Annotated in this window: 9 protein-coding genes; 3 read left to right on the top strand and 6 right to left on the bottom strand. The window is 70.9% G+C overall.

The features are described from left to right. Positions 1–16 precede the first annotated feature (16 nt). Complete coding sequence (locus V6D00_01275; GenBank protein HEY9897786.1) at positions 17–460, top strand: rhodanese-like domain-containing protein; 444 nt, start codon at positions 17–19, stop codon at positions 458–460. 63 nt (positions 461–523) lie between these two features. On the opposite strand, the gene V6D00_01270 is transcribed toward V6D00_01275, so the two are convergent. Next, positions 524–1,597, bottom strand: coding sequence for a phosphatidylserine/phosphatidylglycerophosphate/cardiolipin synthase family protein (locus tag V6D00_01270; GenBank protein HEY9897785.1), 1,074 nt, complete (start codon positions 1,595–1,597; stop codon positions 524–526). A gap of 237 nt (positions 1,598–1,834) precedes the next feature. Here V6D00_01270 and V6D00_01265 point away from each other — a divergent pair, with 237 nt between their 5' ends. Continuing rightward, positions 1,835–2,569 (top strand): alpha/beta hydrolase-fold protein, encoded by a 735-nt coding sequence (locus V6D00_01265; protein ID HEY9897784.1) that lies wholly within the window; start codon positions 1,835–1,837, stop codon positions 2,567–2,569. A gap of 128 nt (positions 2,570–2,697) precedes the next feature. Beyond that, the gene (locus tag V6D00_01260; protein HEY9897783.1) at positions 2,698–3,744 is read left to right on the top strand and encodes a hypothetical protein; all 1,047 of its coding nucleotides are present in this window, start codon (positions 2,698–2,700) and stop codon (positions 3,742–3,744) included. A gap of 60 nt (positions 3,745–3,804) precedes the next feature. Here the strand turns inward: V6D00_01260 and V6D00_01255 are convergent, their stop codons facing one another. The 5 genes from V6D00_01255 to V6D00_01235 all read right to left on the bottom strand — a co-directional run bounded on the left by V6D00_01255 (position 3,805) and on the right by V6D00_01235 (position 18,730). After that, the gene (locus tag V6D00_01255; protein HEY9897782.1) at positions 3,805–5,760 is read right to left on the bottom strand and encodes a hypothetical protein; all 1,956 of its coding nucleotides are present in this window, start codon (positions 5,758–5,760) and stop codon (positions 3,805–3,807) included. Positions 5,761–5,894: 134 nt separating this feature from the next. Further along, positions 5,895–7,157 (bottom strand): cyclopropane-fatty-acyl-phospholipid synthase family protein, encoded by a 1,263-nt coding sequence (locus V6D00_01250; protein HEY9897781.1) that lies wholly within the window; start codon positions 7,155–7,157, stop codon positions 5,895–5,897. A 150-nt stretch (positions 7,158–7,307) separates the two neighbouring features. Next, positions 7,308–8,171 carry a zinc metalloprotease HtpX gene (gene htpX / locus V6D00_01245; GenBank protein ID HEY9897780.1) on the bottom strand — a complete coding sequence of 288 codons (864 nt, stop codon included), beginning with the start codon at positions 8,169–8,171 and terminating at the stop codon, positions 7,308–7,310. An 85-nt stretch (positions 8,172–8,256) separates the two neighbouring features. Further along, positions 8,257–8,976 carry a pyridoxine 5'-phosphate synthase gene (locus V6D00_01240; protein HEY9897779.1) on the bottom strand — a complete coding sequence of 240 codons (720 nt, stop codon included), beginning with the start codon at positions 8,974–8,976 and terminating at the stop codon, positions 8,257–8,259. 16 nt (positions 8,977–8,992) lie between these two features. Beyond that, positions 8,993–18,730, bottom strand: coding sequence for a tetratricopeptide repeat protein (locus tag V6D00_01235; protein ID HEY9897778.1), 9,738 nt, complete (start codon positions 18,728–18,730; stop codon positions 8,993–8,995). Positions 18,731–18,931: the final 201 nt, after the last annotated feature.

Below are 18,931 nucleotides of genomic sequence, written 5' to 3'. Positions count from 1 at the left end.
GTTCGGGAGGCCCCCCATGTCCATTGCTCGTGTCTTTCTCGGTGGCTTCGCGCTGAGCGCGCTGGTCGCGCTCCCCTTCCAGCCGCCTGCCGCCGCGGCGACCCCGCCCTCGCCCGAGGCCCAGCAGGCCGCCAAGTTCCTGAGCCCGCGAGAGGTCGTCCAGCGCATGAAGCGCGGCGAGGCGATCGTCATCGGGGACGTCCGCAAGGCGGACTCCTTCAACGTCCGCCGGATCCAGGGAGCCAGGTCCCTGCCCGGCAAGGAGATCGCGAGCTGGGGGCCCAAGGTGGGGCCCAAGGATCTGCTGGTGCTGTACTGCGCCTGCCCGCACGACGAGGCGAGCATCATCGCGGCCTTCAATCTCACCAACCAGTACAAGCGCAAGAACGTCTACGTCCTCAAGGGCGGCATCAACGAGTGGATCGCCCAGGGCTATCCGTTCGACTACAAGCAGCCCTGAGCCTTCAAGCGAAGAGGCCCGGGTCGCGTTCGCGACCCGGGCCTCTTCGCTTGAATCGGGCGCCTAGCGGGCCGCCCAGTCCTTCAACGCGGTCTTGGCGAGCGTCTCCACGATGCCCTTGTCCTCGACCACGACGCCCATCTCGCGGTTGTTGTCCAGCGAGTTGGAGGTCATGTTCTCCGAGCCGACGTAGGCGCGGGCATTGTCCGCGAGGATCATCTTGGCGTGCATCTTGATGCTCTTGCCGAAGAGAACCTGGTTGACGCCCTGCCCGTTGAGGAGGGCCTGGGAGTCCGCGTTCGAGTCGCGGCCGGTGTTCGGGTCCTTGTCGAACTGGGCCATCATGACCTTGACGTCGACCCCGGCCCTGGCGCGAGCGCCGAGGTGAGCGGCGATCTCGGGGTCGCTCACGAACTCGCACTGCACCATCAGGGTCTTCTTGGCCGAGTCGATCAGCTTGAGGATGCGCGCCCGCGAGTTGTTGGGGCTCACCACCAGGTCGGGGTCCTTGGGCAGGTAGGTCAGCTCCTCCCAGTCGGCCTCGAAGATGCGCTTGAGCTCGCTGATGTCCGAGGGGTCGCGGTCCACCACCGCGTACTCGCGGTTGGTGGTCAGGCCCGAGTTGGTGAAGTTGAGGGTCATGATGTAGGCGGTCTGCTCGTCGATGACCATGGTCTTCTGGTGGGTGTAGCGGAACTTCGGGCTCGAGCGCTTGACCCGCACCCCGCCCGCGATGAGCGCCTGGATGGTGTCCTTGTTCACGTTGTTGCCGAAGCTCGGCTGCTCACCGGGGGCGAGCGGCTTGGGCGGGATGTAGGGGTTCGCCTCCAGGATCACCTTGACCTCGACGCCCGCCTTGGCGCGCTCGACCAGCGCAGCCACCAGCTGGGCGCTGGCGTCGTAGTTGGTGAACATGTAGGTCTCGACCATGATCGACTTCTTGGCGCCGCGGATCGCATCCACGAGCGTCGCGTGACCCATGTCGGGCAGGACGATGAGCGAGAGGGCGCCGGCCTTGTGCTTCTGCGCCGTGACCTGGTCGCCGGTGCCGGTCTGCAGGCCCGCGGGGAGCATGCCGCACCCGCTCAGGCCGAGGGCCAGCGTGAAGGCGAGTGCCAGACGTTGAATGCGGTTCATCATCGTTGCCCTTTCATCGGACCTTGCAAGAAGCATTAGCTGTTGTTAATCCGTTTGGAGGGTTATCGCCGGTGCGACGCCCAAACTTGCGTGCCGGATTCGGGCCGGGTGATACAATGGCCGAACCCACACCGACGCCGGATCTCGCGACTGACAAACGGGCCTTATTCTGTTTCAATGGGTAAGGACCGGCTCACCCGGTGGAAGTCAACGTTGCGTCAAGAGAGAAAGGATCTCATGAGAAAAGAGGTTCATCACTGGTACAGCGATCGCATCGGCAAGAAGATGCCGATCGCCGTCTATGGTCACTACGGCTTCCCCCTCCTGATGTTCCCCACCGCGGCGGCGGACTTCGAGGAGTACGAGCGCTTCTACCTGATCGAGGTCATGCGGCCCTGGATCGAGGCCGGCAAGGTCAAGGTCTTCTCGATCGACAGCGTCAACGCCCACACCTGGATGAACACCCGCATCCACCCGTCGGAGCGCGCCCGCAAGCACGAGTACTACGACGCCTACGTGACCAAGGAAGTCGTCCCCTTCATCTGGAACCACATGGGGGCCCGCCAGCACATCGTCACCACCGGGGCCAGCATGGGCGCCTACCACGCCATGAACGTCCTGCTGCGTCACCCCGACATGTTCGGCGGCACCATCGCCATGTCGGGCGCCTACGACCTGGATCCCTGGACTGACGGCTACGTCGACAAGAACGTCTACTTCAACTCGCCGTTCCACTACATGCCCGGTCTCAGCGATCCCTGGTTCATCCAGCAGCTTCGCTCGCACGGCAGGAACATCCACATCCTGAGCGGCCAGGGCGACTACGAGGCCCCCGGCCAGTCCCGCAAGATGTCCAAGCTCCTCTGGGAGAAGGGCATCTGGCACAACCTCGACCTGTGGGGCCACGACATGCGGCACGACTGGACGACCTGGCGCAAGATGATGCCCCTCTACCTGGGCAACGCGTTCTAGACCCGGGCGCTCACCTAGCGATCCGCCGGCTCCAGCGAGCCGGCGGATTTTTTTCGGGTTAAGCGCGAGCGGGCACCGGGTACGAAGGGGATATCTCGCCTGGTTCCCCGCAGCAAAGGAGCGTGCCGATGGGTTCCGACCTCAGGTACAACCTCATCAACTCGTTCCGATCCATCGACGCGTGGCGCGCCAACATCGTCCACAACATGATGGGCTCGGTGACCCCGGGCTTCAAGAAGCGCGACATCTTCCTCGGCGTCAAGTCGGGCAACGTGGACATGAGCACGGGGATCCCCCTCAACTCCGGCCGGGGCTCGCAGGCCGGCGCCCAGAGCTACAACTCCGAGCTGATCGTCCAGGGCTACAAGATCTCGCCCGCGGCCTCCAAGCCGAGCCGCGAGCAGGACGCCAACGCGACCGCCACCCACCTGAGCATCGTGGGCGACGGCTTCTTCGCCGTGGCCGAGAGCAAGGCGGCCGGCGCGCGCGTCTTCTTCACCCGCAACGGCTCCTTCACCTGGAAGCAGACCGGCACCGTCGAGGTGAGCGGCACCAAGGTCCCCATCTACAACCTGGTCAACCCCCAGGGGCTGCTCGTGCTGCGCCAGCAGGACATCGCGGTCGATCCGGCCACCGGCCAGACCAAGGTGGCCAAGCCTCCGATGGTCAACGGCGTCGAGGAGCCCGTCGGGATGGTGATGTCGGCGGCTTACCCCTTCGAGCGCGACGGCTACTTCACCGACGCCTCCAAGGCGACGCCGGGGCGCATCAAGGGCCTGATCGGGGAGAGCGTCTCGGGCGACATCAGCGGCCTGAACGACGGCCAGCTCGTGCCCTTCTACTCGGACCGCAAGGACCACGACAGCGACCTGGCCGTCGTCAAGATCCCGGGGGCCGCCAACCTGGTCACCTCGGGCTACGGCAGCGAGGTCTACGCCGCGCCGGTCAATGCCCGCCAGGGCATCGTGGCCGACTCGGTGCGCGGCTGGTTCCGGCGCGAGGGCGTCAACGCCCCGCACGTCCTGCCCCAGAGCCTCGAGTACATGGACGCCCAGTCCACCCTCAGGCAGCTCGAGATCGAGAGCGAGAGCGCCAACTTCGTCTACCGCAACCTGTCGACCTTCCTCCAGGACTACAACAAGGCCATGGACGACCTGCTCGGCATCGTGAGGTAGCCTTCGAGCCAAGCAGAAGGGGGGGGCGGTCGTTCGACCGCCCCCCCCTTCTGCTTGTTGCTAGGCCAGCGCCGGCTCGGGCTCGCCCCGGAAGATGGCGCGCCACTCGCGATCGACCTCGCCGGGGCTCATCTCGCCGGTCAGGAGCTTCTGGACGTAGGGGTCGAAGGGGTCCGCGTCCAGCTTGATTCCCTTGTAAGAGAGGTTCATGAACTCGACGAAGGAGAGGGCCTCCGGCAGGCCGATGCCCCGCTTCTCGGCCTTGTAGTATGACCGGAAGGCCTCCTGCATGGCCTCGGGGCTCTGGTCGCCGTTGACCAGCGCCAGCACCCAGGGGTCCTGGGCGTCCACCGAGCCGTCGAACTGGCCCTTGAACTCGAAGTTGACGGTGTTGACCAGGGCGATCGCCTTGTCCATGCTGAGGCCGCCCTGGGGGCTCTTGCCGTCCTTGAGGGCGTCCAGCTGCTTGTCCAGCTTGGCGAGGGGGTCCTTGCCGCCGCCCGCCACGTCGCCGAGCACCAGCTCCATGGCCTGCGCCAGCTCGTCGGGGCTCGGGTTGCGGCCCATCTTGGCGGAGAAGCGCTGCAGGACCTGCTCGAAGAGGTTGAGGATCATCTGCTCGAGGGCCGCCATGTTGGGGATCGCACCGCTGGCGACCATGCCGACCAGCTGCTTGATGAGCTTCATCATGCCGGGGGGGATCCGGCCGAGCAGGCGCTCGACGAGCTCCATCACCTTCTTGATCTGCTGCTCGGCCTTGATGGTGTCCAGCTGGTTGCGCAGCATTCCCTCGGTCTGGGCGGCGAGCTCCAGCTTGCGGTACCACCACTCCTTCTCCTGGAAGAGGCGCAGAGCCTCGCGCTCGCTGAACTTGCGCAGGCCCTCGAGCAGCTCCTTGATCTCCTCCTCGTCGGGGGTGAGCGAGGCGCGGATGGCCTTGTCCGAGCGCGCCAGGGGATAGGCCGAGAAGGTGTCGCGCAAGAGCCCCTGCAGGCGGCGCAGGGCGTCGCGATTGGCCGAAGCCTGGGGGCCGTCGAGCAGCCGCTGGAAGAGGGCCTCCTCGGCGTCGGAGGCAAAGTCGCGCCCGACCATGGCGCGGAAGAAGGCGCGCGGCGACTGTTCGAGGAAGCGCTCGGCGGCGATCTGGGGGTCGAACGCCTGGGCGGTCACCACCTCGATGGCGATCTCGAGGTCGCGCGCGGAGAGGCCCGTGACCTCGACGTTGCCCTGGCGGTCGAACTTCTTCTGGACGCTGTCGCCGCCGGCGAGTTGGGTGATGCGCTCGGCGATCACGTTCTGGAAGAAGGCCGAGAGGCGCTGGAAGGCGGCCGAACGATTGAAGTCGGCAGGCAGGGCCTCGCCGAGGCGCGCCCCTTCGGGGTAGACGAAGGTGAGCTTTGCGCGCCAGTCGGTGAGCTCCTGGGGGGTCATGGCGCGCCCGAAGGCCGAGGCGAAGGCCGACTGCGCGGCGGCGTCCAGGAAGCGGCCGCGGTTGGGGAAGCTCCGCTCGAGCTCGGCGGCGAGCGGCGCGCGCTGCCTTGAAGCGGCGGCCTCGGCCGCGTTGCGGGACTCGAGGCGATCGAGGATGCGCTGGCGCGAGGAGAAGGCCAGGCTGTCCTGCACCCGAAGGGCGCTGTCGATGTCGCGCTGGGTGACGAAGCCCATCTCGAGCAGGACCTCGCCGATCTTCTGCTGCGTGAGGTTCTGGGTCTCGAGGGCCGCCTGGAGCTGGGCGGTGGTCAGCTTGCCGGTGTCGAGCAACAGGTCGCCCAGCTTCTTGCGGGCGAGCATCGGGGCCTGCGGGTCGCGGTTGTTCTGGATCGCCAGGGCGTGGTCCAGGTCCTGCTGGCTGATGTGGCCCTGGGCGACCAGCACCTCGCCGAGCTGCGCGTTGAGCCTGGCCTGCTCGCCAAGCGCCGCGTCGAGCTGGTTGCGGTCGATCTTCTTGAGGTTGACCAGCAACTCGCCGATGTGCTGGCGACCCTGGTTGAGCGCGCCGATCAAGTCTCCGGTCATGGGCGGAGGCTCCTTTCCCGTCAGTCCCTTCGAGGGGGCTGCCTTTATCATCCCCGCTCGCGCGCTTGATTTGCTGCATTTAACACAGATTTGAGGGAGATTTATTGGGAAAGGAGCCTCCCGGCCGAACGCCCTCAGGGCGAGGGCGAGAGCGCGATCTCCGGGCGGTGGAGGCGGGCGTGCGCGACGCGATCCCGGGGGGTGTAGAGGTGCGCGCGGCTCCACGGCAGCGCGGGGATCCCCGCTTTTTGCTTGCTGACCAGCAGCTGGTAGACCGAGACCCAGCCGTGCTCGAAGGCGTGGGCGCAGCCTGCCATGTAGATCTGCCAGATCCGGTATCGCTTGCCGCCCACCAGGTCGATGGCCGCCTCCCGGTTCGCCTCGAGGCGCGAGACCCAGTGCATGAGGGTCTGGGCGTAGTGGGGGCGAAGGCCCTCGACGTCCAAGATCTCCAGCCCCTGCGCCCCCATGTCGCGAATGACCGTGCTCAGGGCCGGGGTCTCGCCGTAGGGGAAGACGTAGCGCTCGATGAACTCGCCCGCGCCCACGTCGTGGGCCGAGGGATTGGCTTCGGAGGTGGCGATGCCGTGGTTGAGCATCAGTCCCCCGTCCCTGAGCAGGCGGTGGGCGACGCCGAAGTACAGCGGGAGGTTCTTCTCCCCGACGTGCTCGAACATGCCCACGCTGGCGATCTTGTCGTAGTCGCCCTCGCCCGCGAGGTCCCGGTAATCGCACAGCAGGACCCTGCAGCGATCCTCGAGTCCCTCTTCCTTGATCAGGGCGCTGGCGTAGTCGAACTGGTTGCGGCTGAGGGTGATGCCCGTGGCCTCCACCCCGTAGTGCTTGGCCGCCCAGCGAAGCAGGCTTCCCCAGCCGCACCCGATGTCCAGGAAGCGCTCGCCGGGCTGCAAGAGGAGCTTGCGACAGATGTGGTCGAGCTTCTGCTCCTGGGCCTGGTGGATGTCCTCGGTCCCGCCCTCGAAGTAGCCGCAGGAGTAGACCATGTTGCGGTCGAGCCAGAGCCGGTAGAAGTCGTTGGAGACGTCGTAGTGGTACTGGATTGCCTCGGCGTCGCGCTTGCGAGAGTGGACGAAGGGGCGCCACGGCTTTCGCCGGGACATGCCTTCGGCCTGGCGGCTGAGCGTCTCTGCGAGCCTGAGGATCTCCCAGACGGATCCCGTCACCTGGAGATGGCCCTCGACGTACGCTTCGCCGAGCCGGGCCAGAGAGGGGGCCAGAAGGTACCGCGCGGCCTCGGCTCGCGGCAGGGTGATGGTGATGGGAGGATCGGGCGCAAGCGCGATCAGCCGCCCGTTCCAGAGCTGGATGCGAAGGGGCAGGCCGGATCCCCCAGCGAGGTTCTCGATGAAGCGTGCGACCTGGTCTTCGAGCGACATGCCTTCCCTCCTCCAGCGATCAATCAGAGGAGATCATTGTAATGCAAGTTAATCAAGTTTCATCAATGGCATGACTGACAAGCGTGTACGGCAATGTGGACCAGCCCCCGCCGGGGCGGGGGCTGGCGGGGGCTGGCGGAATGGCGCCGATCAGTAGGAGACGCCGGTCGCCTGGGCGCGCAGGCGCGCGACGCGCTCCTCGGTGCTCGGGTGGGTGCTGAACAGGTTGAAGAGGGCGCTGCCCATCCCCGCGAACGGGTTGACGATGTACATGTGGGCGGTGGCGGGGTTGGCGTTGGCCATGGGGTGCTGCTCGACGCCGCGCTCGAGCTTGAGAAGGGCATTGGCCAGCGCCATGGGCCGCCCGCAGATCTGGGCGCCGATCCGGTCGGCCTCGAACTCGCGCGAGCGCGAGACGGCCATCTGGACCAGGCTCGCCGCGATGGGGGCGACCACCATCATGGCGAGCTGGGCGCCGAGGCCCGGGCCCTCCTCGTTGTCGCGGTTGCCGCCGAACATCAGGCCCCACTGGAAGACGTGGGCGAGCTGGGTCAGGGCGCCGGCGAGCATGGCGGCCACCGACGAGATCAGGATGTCCCGGTTCTTGACGTGGGCGAGCTCGTGGGCGAGCACGCCCTCGAGCTCGTCGCGATCGAGCACCTGGAGGATGCCCTGGGTCACGGCGACGGCGGCATGCTCGGGGTTTCGCCCGGTGGCGAAGGCGTTGGGCGTCCAGTCCGGGGTGATGTAGACCCGCGGCATGGGCAGCCCCGCGCGCTGGGTCAGGTGCTGGATCACGCGGAACAGCTCGGGGGACTGCTGGGGGGTGGTCTCCTGGGCGCCGCTCATGGCCAGCGCGATCTTGTCGGAGAACCAGTAGCTCGCGAAGTTCATCGCGATGGTGAGGACCAGCCCGATCATCAGGCCGTTGCGCCCGCCGAGCACCATCCCGGCCCCGAGGACCAGGGCGGTCAGGGCCGCCATCAGGATGAAGGTCTTGAAGTTGTTTCCCATCTCTCCCTCACAATGGACGGATGCTCGCGCCCCGCGCAGGGGCGCTCATGCTCCATGACTCCGGCCGCGCGCAAATGGTTCCGGGTCACGCCCCCTTGATGGCTTCTCTCATCTCTCGGACGGCTCGCTCCATGCCGACCAGCACGGCGCGCGCCATGACGGAGTGACCGATGTTCAGCTCGGCCATGCCGGGGATCTCGGCGATGGGCCGAACGTTCCAGTAGGTCAGGCCGTGGCCGGCGTGAAGGCGAAGGCCCTGGGCCAGGGTCTCCTTGGCGGCTTCCTGGATGCGAACGAGCTCGGTTTGCGCGTGGGGCCAGGCCTCGGCGTAGGCGCCGGTGTGCAGCTCGATCGCATCCGCTCCGATCGCGCGGCTCTCGCGGACCTGCGCGGGGTCCGGGTCGATGAACAGCGACACCACGATGCCCGCCTCCTGCAGCGCGCGCACCGCCTTCTCGACGCCGGCGCGGTTGCGGATCACGTCGAGGCCGCCCTCGGTGGTGACCTCCTGGCGCTTCTCGGGCACCAGGCAGACCTGCGCGGGCCTCACCTCGCAGGCGATCGCGACCATCTCGTCGGTGGCTGCGATCTCGAGGTTCATCGTGGTGCGCAGCGACTGCTTGAGCACCAGCACGTCCCGGTCCTGGATGTGGCGGCGATCCTCGCGCAGGTGGACCGTGATCGAGTCGGCGCCGGCGAGCTCGCACAGCACGGCGGCGGCCACCGGGTCGGGTTCGACGGTGCGGCGGGCCTGCCTGAGGGTGGCCACGTGGTCGATGTTGACGCCGAGTTTGGGGTGGGACATGAGGGGGTCTCCTTGTTCATCCAATCAGGTCGAGCGCGCACTGGAGGGCCAACGACCGCTCGGTATCCTGCGGCGTCAGCGCGAAGGCGCGCTGGAGGTGGGGTTTCGCCTTGTCGGGCTGGGCCTTGCGCATCAGGCCCAGGCCCAGATCCGCGTGCGCGTCGGCGCACTCGGGATCGAGTACCAGCGCCTGGCCGAAGGCGGCGAGCGCCTCGTCGGTCTGGCCGAGCGCCTGGTAGATGGTACCCATGGTGTGGTAGTAGGGGGCGCGCGGCTGGTGGTAGATGGCCGAGGTCAGGGCCTTCTTGGCGAGATCCACGTCGCCCAGGTCCCGCGCGAGGCGCCCCATGAGGTGGTAGGCCTCCGCGTGCTGGGGGTCGATTGCGACGATCTCGCGGGCCGCCTCGAGGGCCGCCCGGCGCTCCAGCATCTGCTCGTGGCTCCACGCGAGCAGCATCAGGGCCTCGGTGTTCAGGGGCTCCACGTCCAGCAGGTCGTAGGCGCGCTTGAGGGCCTCGGGCGGGTTCTGCCGCTCCTTGGCGAGCAGCATGAGGGCGCGCAGGCTGGGCAGGTGGCGCGGGTCGAGCGCGACGATGCGCAGCAGGGCCCCCTCCGCCGAGCGCAGATCGCCGCGCTGCCGGTGGATGTCCGCGAGGATGTGGGCGATCTCGAGGTCCTTGGGGTCGGCCTCCAGGATCTTGCCGTAGGTCTCGGCCGCGGCCGACAGGTGGGCGATGGAGACCTGGGCGCGGGCGATCTTGCGCAGGAGCTGGGTGTCGTGGGGGTCCTCCTCGAAGGCGCGCTGCCACCATCGGATGGCCCCCGCGAAGTCGCCGTCCCCCTGGTGGCGCTCGGCGAAGGCGCCGGTGAGCTTGCGGTGCAGGGCCTGGACCCGCTCGTCGCGGGGCTCGAAGCGGTGCGCCACCTGGAGGTGCTCCCAGGCGCGGTCGTAGTCGCGGGCCTGGGCGGCGAGCTCGGCCAGGGCCAGGCGGGCGCCGACGTGCAGCGGCGCGGTCCGCACCACCCCCTCGTAGAGGTGCTCGGCCCCGACGAGATCGCCGCCCTCGCGGTGGATCTCGCCGAGCAGGAACGTCGCCTCGGCCTCGTTCGGATCGGCCTTGAGAAGGGCGGTCAGGGCGTCGATGGCCGCCGCCTTGCGCCCCGCCTCGTGCAGGGTCCGCGCCAGGTCCCGGTGGGTACTCGCGTCCTGCGGATCGAGCAGGACGGCCTCCTGCCGGTAGCGAACCGCCTCGTCGTGCGCGCCGCGAGCGGCGCAGGCCTCGGCGAGCCGCTCGGCGCAGCGGCGCGCCATGGCCAGGTAGTCGGCGTGGTCGCTCTCGTCGCGCGAGAGTTCGGCGGCGCGCTTGAGCGGGGGGTAGGCCTCCTCGAAGCGCTCCTCCGAGTAGAGCAGCCCCCCCAGCCCGAAGAGGCTGACGAGATCGTTCGGATCGACGCCGAGGGCGGCGCGGTAGTGCTCGGCTGCGGCCTGGGGGTCGTCGAGGCCCAGGGCGACCAGGGCGAGGGCATGGTAGCTGGCCAGGTGGCCGGGGTCCGTGGAAAGTAGCTCGGCGAAGCACTGCCGGGCCTCGTCCCAGAAGCCGCCCATGGCCGCGATCTCGCCGTGGCGGTACTTGACGCTCAGGTCCTCGGGGGACAGGCGCACCAGCTCGCGGTGGATGCCGACCGCCTCGGCGAAGCGGCCCGCCTGGACGTAGGCCTCGCCGAGGTTCTCGAGGGCGTCCGCCTCGTCGTGGGTGAAGGAGAGCAGCAGCTCCCAGTAGAGGATGGCGTTTTCCCAGTCCTGGGCGTCGGTCGCCTCGCCCGCGAGCCGGCGCGCGCAGCGTCCGATGAGGGACATGGCCGAGGGGTCACGGTTGTCCAGGGCCAGGAGCTGTTGCCCGAGCTCCCAGACGGTCTGGACGTCGTCCTCTTCCCACGCCATCTCGGCCAGGGCGAAGAGGGAGGGGGCGTGCCGCGGATCCTCGGCGAGCACCTCGGCGTAGGCGGCCTTGGCGCTGGCCGGATCGCCCATCCGGCGCAGGGTCGCGGCCCGCTCGAGCAGCGGGCCGACCTCGTAGGGCGCAAGCTCGTGGGCGTGCCAGAAGGTCTCGAGCGCGGCCTCGAGGTCGCCTGCGGCCACCCGGGCCCTGCCCAGCGAAAGCCAGCCCTCCACGTCCGCGGGGGCGAGCTCGAGGACCTTGAGGCGCCAGGCGACGGCCGCTTGGGGATCGCTCGCCTCCTCGGCAAGGGCGCGGGCGGCCTCTTCGGCCAGCGCCTCGGCCTGAGGGTGCTCGCCGAGCTCGAGCACGCGCTGGGCCCAGTCCCAGGCACCCTGGTGGTCGCCGGTCCTCGCGGCGATCAGCGAGAGGGTGCAGGCCGCCTCGCGGTCCGCGTGGTCGTTCGCAAGGCGCAGGAAGGGCTCCTGGGCGTCGGCCCAGCGTTCGCCTAGGAGCGCCACCGCCCCCCAGGTCTTGAGCAGGGCAGGGTCGTCGCCTACGACCGCCGACAGGCGCCGGTAGTAGGCGCAGGCCTCGGCCGCTCGCTCCTCGCGCCGGCACAGGTCTGCCGCGCGGCGCAAGAAGACCGGGTGCTCGGGGGCGATCGACAGGGCGCGATCCCACCAGGCGATGGCGCGCTCGGCCTCGCCCTGGTCGCGCGCCTCCATGGCGAGGGCGTGAGCCGCCGCGACGACTTGGCGCTCGCCCCAGAGGGCCTCGAGGGCCGCGCGGCCCTCGTCGGGCGTCGGGTAGCACCGCGCGAGCTGCAGGGCCTCCTCGAGGGCGTCGGGGTACGCGAGCAGGAGCCTGCGGTACCGCCAGGCGGCAGTGGCGAGGTAGCCGGCGTCGCGGGCGAGTTCCGCCGAGAAGCGCAGCAGGTCGAGCGAGGGCGCCTGGTGCGCCGAGAGCACCTCCTCGAAGAGGAAGGCCTCCTCGAAGTCCCGGCGCAGGCGGGCGGCTTCGGCCAGCTGCCGGGCGCAGTAGGCGAGCAGCACCCGGGCGCGAGGCGACTCCTCGTCCGGGGCCTGCGCGAGCACCCGCTCGCAGTAGGTCGCAGCCTCCACGAACTCGCCGCGGGCCTGGGCGGCGCGCGCCAGCGCCATCAGGGCGGTGGGGTTGTCGGGATGGGCGTCGAGCAGCTCGGCGTAGAGGGCCTCGGCTCGCTTGGCATCGCCCACCGCCGTGCAGCATTCGGCCAGAAGCGCCTTGAGGCGGCCGGTGCCCTGCCCCTCGGCGAGTAGCCCCTCGAGCAGCGCGATGGCCTCGCGGGTCCGGGACGAGGCGGCAAGCGCGCGCGCGAGCCCGAAGCGGGCCTCGGGGTCGGCGGGTTGCCGCTCGAGGACTGCCTGCCAGGCGCTCGCGGCCGCCTCGGGGGTCGCGGCCGGATCGAGGGCGCGGGCCTTGGCGCCGAGCACCCGCAGGGCGAGGGCATCCGCCCCGGGGGCGCGGTCTAGGAGCAGGCGCTCGGCGGCTTGCCAGGCCTCGTCGAGCTCGCCCAGCTCGAGCGAGAGCTCGCAGAGCGCCGACCAGGCGGGCATGTGGTCCCACTCCCGCACCAGCGATTGAAGGATGGCGCGGGCCTCGACGGTGCGGCGCTGCGCCAGGAGGGCCTCGGCGAGGCGCTGGGGGTCGACGGGGTCGCTCGCGTCCTTGGCGAGCCCGAAGAGCATGGGCAGCGCCTCCGAGGACCGGCCCATCGCCCCCAGCAGATCGGCGATCGCCCGCATGGCCTCTCGGTCGTCCGGCGCCAGCGCGAGCACCCTGCGCCACCAGCCGTAGGCCTCCGCCTGCCTGTCCTCGGCTTGGGCCGTGCGCCCCTGGGCCCGCGCCAGGCGCTGCTCGAGCTCGGCGGCCCCGGGCTGGGCGGGATCGAGGCCCTCGAGCGCGGCGTAGGCCTCGCCTCGCCGGTCGAGGGCCTCGAGCAGCTCGGCGCGATCCAGGCGAGCCGTCGCATCGAGCGGCTGCTCGGCCAGGTAGCACTCGAGGGCCGCGAGGGCCTCTGCGGCTTGGCCCTCGCGGCGCGCCAGGCGCGAGAGGGTGCGCAGGGCGAGCGCGTCGTCGGGGGCCTGCTCGAGCGCGGCCTCGGCCTCGCGCCGGGCCTCGTCCCAGCGCGCGGGATCCTCGGCGGCGAGGGCTTCGAGGGTGTTCCAGTAGCGATCCGGGTCCCGGGTCGTGCGCGCCAGCGCGAGCTCGGCCCGCAGGCGCCGGGGGCTCTCGGGGGCGTGGCGGGCGTCGGCTTCGAGGCACCTGGCGGCACCCTCGGCGTCGCCCTCCTCCAGGTACAGCTCGGCGAGCGGCAGGTGGGCCTCGGGCAGGTCGGCCTCGGAGGCGCGCGCGAGCAGCTCGCGCGCGTCGAGCGCCTCGCCCTCGGCCAGGCGGTGCAGGCCGAGGGCGAGCGCGCTGACGGCGTCCTGGGGATCCACCGAGACCAGCTGCTCGAGGGCCTCGACCACCTGGCCCTGCCGGTCCAGCAGAGTCGCCAGGCGCACCACCTGCCTGAGCGAAACCGCGTCGTCGGGGGCGAGCCGCGCGAGCTTGGAGTACCAGCCGAGGGCCTCCTCGCCGTCGGTCTCGTAGGCGAGGCTGCGCACGATCTCGATCTGGAGGAGCAGGGCGGGGGCGAGGGCCGGGTGGTCGTCGAGCAGGTCGTCGAGCTGGGCGTTGGCCTCGCGCAGCTCGCCCGATTCGGCGAGGCTCTTGGCGTGGGCGATGACGAGCGACGGGTCCTCGTTGAGCAGCTTGCGTGCCTTGCGGTACCAGACGCGGGCCTCGACGACGTCGCCGTCCTCCTCGGCCATGCGGGCCAATGCCGCGAAGGCGCGGCCCTCTCCCTGGCCGGCCGCGGCCAGGAAGGCCATGCGGGCCTCGTCGCGTCGGTCCGTCAGGAGGGACAGCTCGCCGATCATGAGGTGGGCGGCGGCGGGCAGCTCCTCCTCGGCCGGGTCCAGGGCCCGGGCGCGATCGAGCCAGGGCTCGAAGTTCTCGTCGACCAGCTCGCTCCAGCACAGGCCGAGCCGGATCATGCGAAGGGTCGGCGCGTCGTGCGGCGCAAGCAGCGGCGCGAGGGCCTCGAGGGCCTCCCACTGGTCCTGGCGATCCCCCGCGAGGCGCGAAAGGCCGTAGCGGGCCGTGAGCACCCGCTGGCCCGTGGCCTGCGCCGGTACGGCGTCGCAGTAGAGGTCCAGCAGGCGCGCGCACAGCGCCCCTCGCCCCGCGCTCAGGTGCGTCTCGGCCGCCGCCAGGAGGGCCTCGGGGCGGCCTTCGCGCGCGGAGCGCTCCCAGAGGGCCTGGGCCGAGGCGTGCTCCGGGTGGAGCGAGAGGAAGCCCTCCAGCACCGAGAGGGCCGCGTTGGGATCGTTCCGCTGCAGGTGGAGCTCGGCGAGCTCGAGGCTCAGGCGCTCGTCGTCGGGCCGCAGGTCCACCGCGCGCGAGAGCCAGGCCGCCGCGCGATCCAGGTCCTTCTCCTGGACCGCACGCCGCGCAAGGGCGGCCATGGCGGCGCTCTCGCCGGCGGCAGCCGCCCACTCGAAGGCGGCGAGGGCCTCGCGGTGGCGGCCCTGGCTCTGGTGGAAGAAGCCGAGGGCTGCGACCGCCTGCGCGCTCAGCTCGCCCGGCAGCGGGGTGAGCGCGAAGCCGCGCGCCGCCCACTGGATGGCCTCGGCGGGCGGCGTGCGCGTGAGCAGGCGGCGGACCAGGGCGAGGAGGCGCTCGCGCCGGTCGGGGGCTTGCCTATCGAACAGCGCCTGCCACTCGCCCTCGGCGTCCCCCTCGGCCCGGGCGATGGCCGCGCGCGTCTCGAGGGCGCGCGAGTCGCTCTGGCCGTAGCGCTCGAGCTGGGCGCGGGCCTCGTCGGGCATCCCCGCGCGCACGGCCAGGTCCGCCAGGTACCAGTGGGCCTCGAGAATGCCCGCCTCTGCGGCGCGCGCGAAGAGGGCGCGGGCCTCGTCGAACCGGCTATTCGCGTGGTGGCGAGCGGCCAGCGAAAAGGCGCGCTCGGCGTCCTGGGGGTCGGCCGCGACGAGGCGCTCGAGGGCCAGCTCGGCGGCGGCCTCGTCGCCGAGCTGCTCGGCGGCGCGCAGGGTCTCGCGGTGGGCCTCGGCGTCGGCGGGATCCGCCTTCGACAGCGCGCTCCATGCCTCGAGCGCCTCTTGCCCTGTGGCCGAGCGCGCGATCTCGCGTCGGGCCATGGCCAGGAGGGTGCGGGCGCGCGGGTGATCCGGCTGGTGGGAAAGGACCTTCTCGAGCTGCTCGCGGGCCTTTCGCGCGTCGCCCGCCTCGCACGCGGTCTCGGCGACCTCCATGGCCAGGGCAGGGTCGTCTGGCACCTGCAGGAGGGCCTTCTCGAGCCAGGCCGTCGCCTGGGGCAGGTCGCCCTCCTGCCGCGAGATGGCACCGAGCGCGCGCAGGGCCGCGGGATCCCCGCTCTGGGCGGCGATGCCGTACGCGGCCCGGGCGCGGTCGAGCCGGCCTTCGGCCAGGTGGTGCTCGCCAAGCTCCATGGCCACGTCGCGCCGGTAGGGAGCCCTTTCGAGGACTCCCTCGAGCACCTCGGCGGCCTGCCGTGCCTCCCCGACCCGGCGCAGCAGGCCGGCGTAGGTGACGCTCACCTCGATCGACTCGCCCAGGACGGCGTTGACCTCCTCGTACCAGGCGATCGCCTCTCGGGGATCCAGCCGATCCACCAGCCCTTGAAGCAGTCGCTCGCCTTCCGAGCGCAGCCCGGCGTCCTGGGGGAACGCCTCGATAAGCGCGCGCAGGTGGCTCCAGGCGAGCGGGCCGTCGGCCTCCTGGGCGGCCAGCTCGGCCAGGGCCTTGCGGGCGGATCGGTCCTGCGGGGCGATCGAGAGGATCCGCTCGTAGGCTTCGCGCGCCTGGGCGCGATCGCCCGCCTCGAGGTGGATCCCGGCGCTGGCCGCGAGGGCATCGGCATTCCCCTCGGCGACGAGGGGCAAAAGCAGGCGCAGCGCCTCGTCGGAGGCCCCGCGCTGCGAATGGAGGGCGGCCGCCTTGAGGGTCGCGCGCGGGTCGGAAGGATCGCGCAGGAGCAGCTTCTTCAGCCACGAGACGGCCTCGCTCGTGTCGCCCGCCTCGGCGAGGCGATCGGCGAGCGAGTGGTAGGCCTCGAGGTCGTCGGGGTCGTGCCGCAAGAGCTCGCGGTACAGCGCGATGGCCTCGGGACCCGGCTGGGTCTGGGCCAGGCGGCGCGCGACGTCGCCGAAGAGGGTGCGGGCACGCGGGCTGTTGGCGGTCTCGGGGTCCAGCGCGCGCAAGAGGTCCCAGGCCTCGGAGTCCCTGCGCTCGTCGTGGGCGATCTCGGCACAGAGCAGGCGGCCAGCGGGAGTCTCGCGCACGGCCGAAGGAGCGAGCAGGCGCTTGGCCTCGCCCCGCTCGCCCCTCTCGAAGGCCTGGCGCGCGAGGTAGGCCTGGGCGTCGGGGTCGTCCGGCGCGTGCGCCAGGACCTCCGAGTAGGCCTGGGCGACCATGGCAGGCGGGGCGTCGGGGCGCTGGGTGATCGCGCGGGCGAGGGCCTTGAGGGCGTCGGGGTCCTCGGGATCGAGGGCGAGAACCGCCTCCCAGTGCCCCTTGGCCTCCGAGCCCGCGGCGAAGCCGGCGAGGCCCTTGTAGACCGCGACCCCGGCGCGGCGGGCCTCGGGGTGGTCGGGGTTCTGGGCCAGGAGGCGCTCGAGGACCTCGCGGGCCTTCTGGAGGTCGCCGGATCGCAGAGCCTGCTCGATCAGCCCGATGGTGGCGGGCAGGTGGTCCTTCTCGAGGGCGAGGATCCGGTTGAAGAGGCGCAGGGCCTCGTCGTCGCTGCCTTCGCCGGTGGCGACCTTGGCGAGGCCCTGCATGGCCTCCAGGTTGTTGGGCCTCAGCTCGAGGACCGCCTCGAAGTACTCCCGCGCCTCCGAGTAGAGCCCCTCTTCCAGCTCGTTGCGGCCCAGCCAGAGGGCCACCTCCAGGTCGGTGGGGTGGCGGCGGAACCACGCGCGGTAGGTGAGGACGGCGGCGTTCAGGTCGCCGATGGCGATCTGCGCCTCGGCGAGGCGCTTGCGGTGGGGCGAGTCGGGCTCGAGGGCCATGTGGCGCTTCCACCACTCGACCGCCGAGGCGTACTGGCCCTTGTCCTCGAAGTCCTGGGCGATGAGGGCGGCGACCCGCGCCTGGGTCGGCCGGAGCTTGGAGAAGGAGGGATCCAGGCGCTGGAGGCGATCGCACTCGCTCCAGGCGCGCTCCAGCTTCTTGGCGCCCACGGAGTGCCCGACCAGGCGCAGGATCAGCTCGGGGCTGTCGCCCTCGCGCGCCGCCAGGGCGGTGTAGGCCTCGTGCCCCTCCTCGTGCAGGTCCGCCACGTCGCAGGCCGCGGCCAGCTCGCGCAGCAGCTCGTGGTCCTTGTAGCGGTTGGGCAGCACGCGCAGCACCCGCACCGCGTCGGCGCCGCGCTGCAGCTGCCGGTAGAGGAGGGCCGCCTGGCGTGCGACGCTCTCGTCGGTCGGGTTGCACGACAGGGCGCGCTCGGACCACTTGAGCGCGAGGACCGGGTTGTCGAGGTGGTCCTCGGCCTGGCGCACGGCCAGGTTTCGCCCGAGGGCCCGCGCCTCCGGGCCGTGATCGGGGTCCTCGAGCAGGCCCTCGAAGAGGACCCAGGCCTCTTCGCGCTGCCCCTCCATGGCCTTGGCCTTGGCGAAGCGGAGGCGCTCGGCGGCGGGCAGGATCGAGGGGTCGCGCCCCATCAGGGTCAGGGTGCGGGCCTCCGAGGCGTCCCCGAGCTCCATGGCCGCGTCCAACGCCCGGGTGCGCAGGCGCTCGTCCTCGGGGTTGCGCTTGAGGGCCTCCTTGAACAGGGTGAGCGCGTCGCGCTTGCGGCCCAGGGAGAAGAGGGCCTCGGCGAGCCGGGTGACGGCCGCCGAGTCGGTGGGGTTCTGGTGGGCGAAGCCCTCCAGCAGGCGCACCAGGTCCCCCATGCGGCTGGTGGTGGTGTAGAGGCGCTCCAGGTGCGCCAGGGCCTCGGGGTCGTCAGGGGAGATTGCCAGCAGGCGCTCCCACCAGTGGCTCGCCTCGGCAGCACGGTTGCCCTGAGCGGCCGAGGCCGCCTGGGAGCGGCAAAGGGCGAGGAGCGACTCGCGCAGGCCCGGGGCCTCGGGGGAGCGGCCCGCCACTGACTGGAGGATCTTCCAGGCCTCCTCGCCGCGGCCGAGCCTGCCCTCGATCCCCGCGAGCAGCAGGTACCCCGGAAGGTGTCCCGGCTGCATGGCCAGCGCGTCGCGCAGGGGCGCGACGGCCTCGGCCACCTTGCCGAGCTTGACCAGCCGATCGGCGAGGTCGAAGCGCAGGGCGGCGTCCTTGGGAAGGCTCGCGCAGAGCCGGGCGAGCATCTCGGCCTCGAGCGCCACGTCGCCCGCGTCGCGGTAGAGGCTGGAGAGCGCGCGCAGCGCGCCCAGGTGCCCGGGCTCGAGGAACAGCACCCGTTGCAGGTGGGGCGCGGCCTCGGCGTACTGCTTGAGCTTGGTGAGCAGCACCCCGCACAGGAAGGAGGCCTTGACGTGGTTGGGCTGGTTGGAGAGCAGGGTCTTGCAGGCGTCCGCCGCCCCCACCAGGTCGCCGGTGCCGGTGAGCACCTCGGCGAGCCCGAGCCGCGCCTCGCTCAGGCGCGCGTCGAGGGAGAGCGCCTCGAGGAAGGCCGCCTTGGCCGCGCCGAGGTCGCCTTGCTCTTGGAAAGCAAGGCCTTCCTGATGGTGAGCCAGCGCCTTGGGATGCATGCGAAGAGCCGAACTCCGCTATAAATCAATGATGGGGCGAGCCCCCACCATACCAATCGTCCCCCTCATTTGTCAAACCGCCAGGCGCGGGGTAGAATCCCCACAGGGGGGGCCTTGAACCTCATCATCCGTGCCGTCAACCACCTCATGAGCGTCTGGCCGGTGCTGGCTCGCCGGCCGGGGCGCGATCGCGCCCCGGCC

Origin of the sequence: Pantanalinema sp. (assembly GCA_036704125.1) — a bacterium.
Taxonomy (GTDB): domain Bacteria; phylum Cyanobacteriota; class Sericytochromatia; order S15B-MN24; family UBA4093; genus JAGIBK01.
Note: the sequence above shows the minus strand (reverse complement) of the source record. Positions and strands in the feature narration are given on the sequence as shown.

Coding starts and splice junctions, on each gene's coding strand:
- V6D00_01275 (HEY9897786.1), top strand. CDS start 17: ATGTCCATTGCTCGTGTCTTTCTCGGTGGCTTCGCGCTGAGCGCGCTG.
- V6D00_01270 (HEY9897785.1), bottom strand. CDS start 1,597: ATGAACCGCATTCAACGTCTGGCACTCGCCTTCACGCTGGCCCTCGGC.
- V6D00_01265 (HEY9897784.1), top strand. CDS start 1,835: ATGAGAAAAGAGGTTCATCACTGGTACAGCGATCGCATCGGCAAGAAG.
- V6D00_01260 (HEY9897783.1), top strand. CDS start 2,698: ATGGGTTCCGACCTCAGGTACAACCTCATCAACTCGTTCCGATCCATC.
- V6D00_01255 (HEY9897782.1), bottom strand. CDS start 5,760: ATGACCGGAGACTTGATCGGCGCGCTCAACCAGGGTCGCCAGCACATC.
- V6D00_01250 (HEY9897781.1), bottom strand. CDS start 7,157: ATGTCGCTCGAAGACCAGGTCGCACGCTTCATCGAGAACCTCGCTGGG.
- htpX (HEY9897780.1), bottom strand. CDS start 8,171: ATGGGAAACAACTTCAAGACCTTCATCCTGATGGCGGCCCTGACCGCC.
- V6D00_01240 (HEY9897779.1), bottom strand. CDS start 8,976: ATGTCCCACCCCAAACTCGGCGTCAACATCGACCACGTGGCCACCCTC.
- V6D00_01235 (HEY9897778.1), bottom strand. CDS start 18,730: ATGCATCCCAAGGCGCTGGCTCACCATCAGGAAGGCCTTGCTTTCCAA.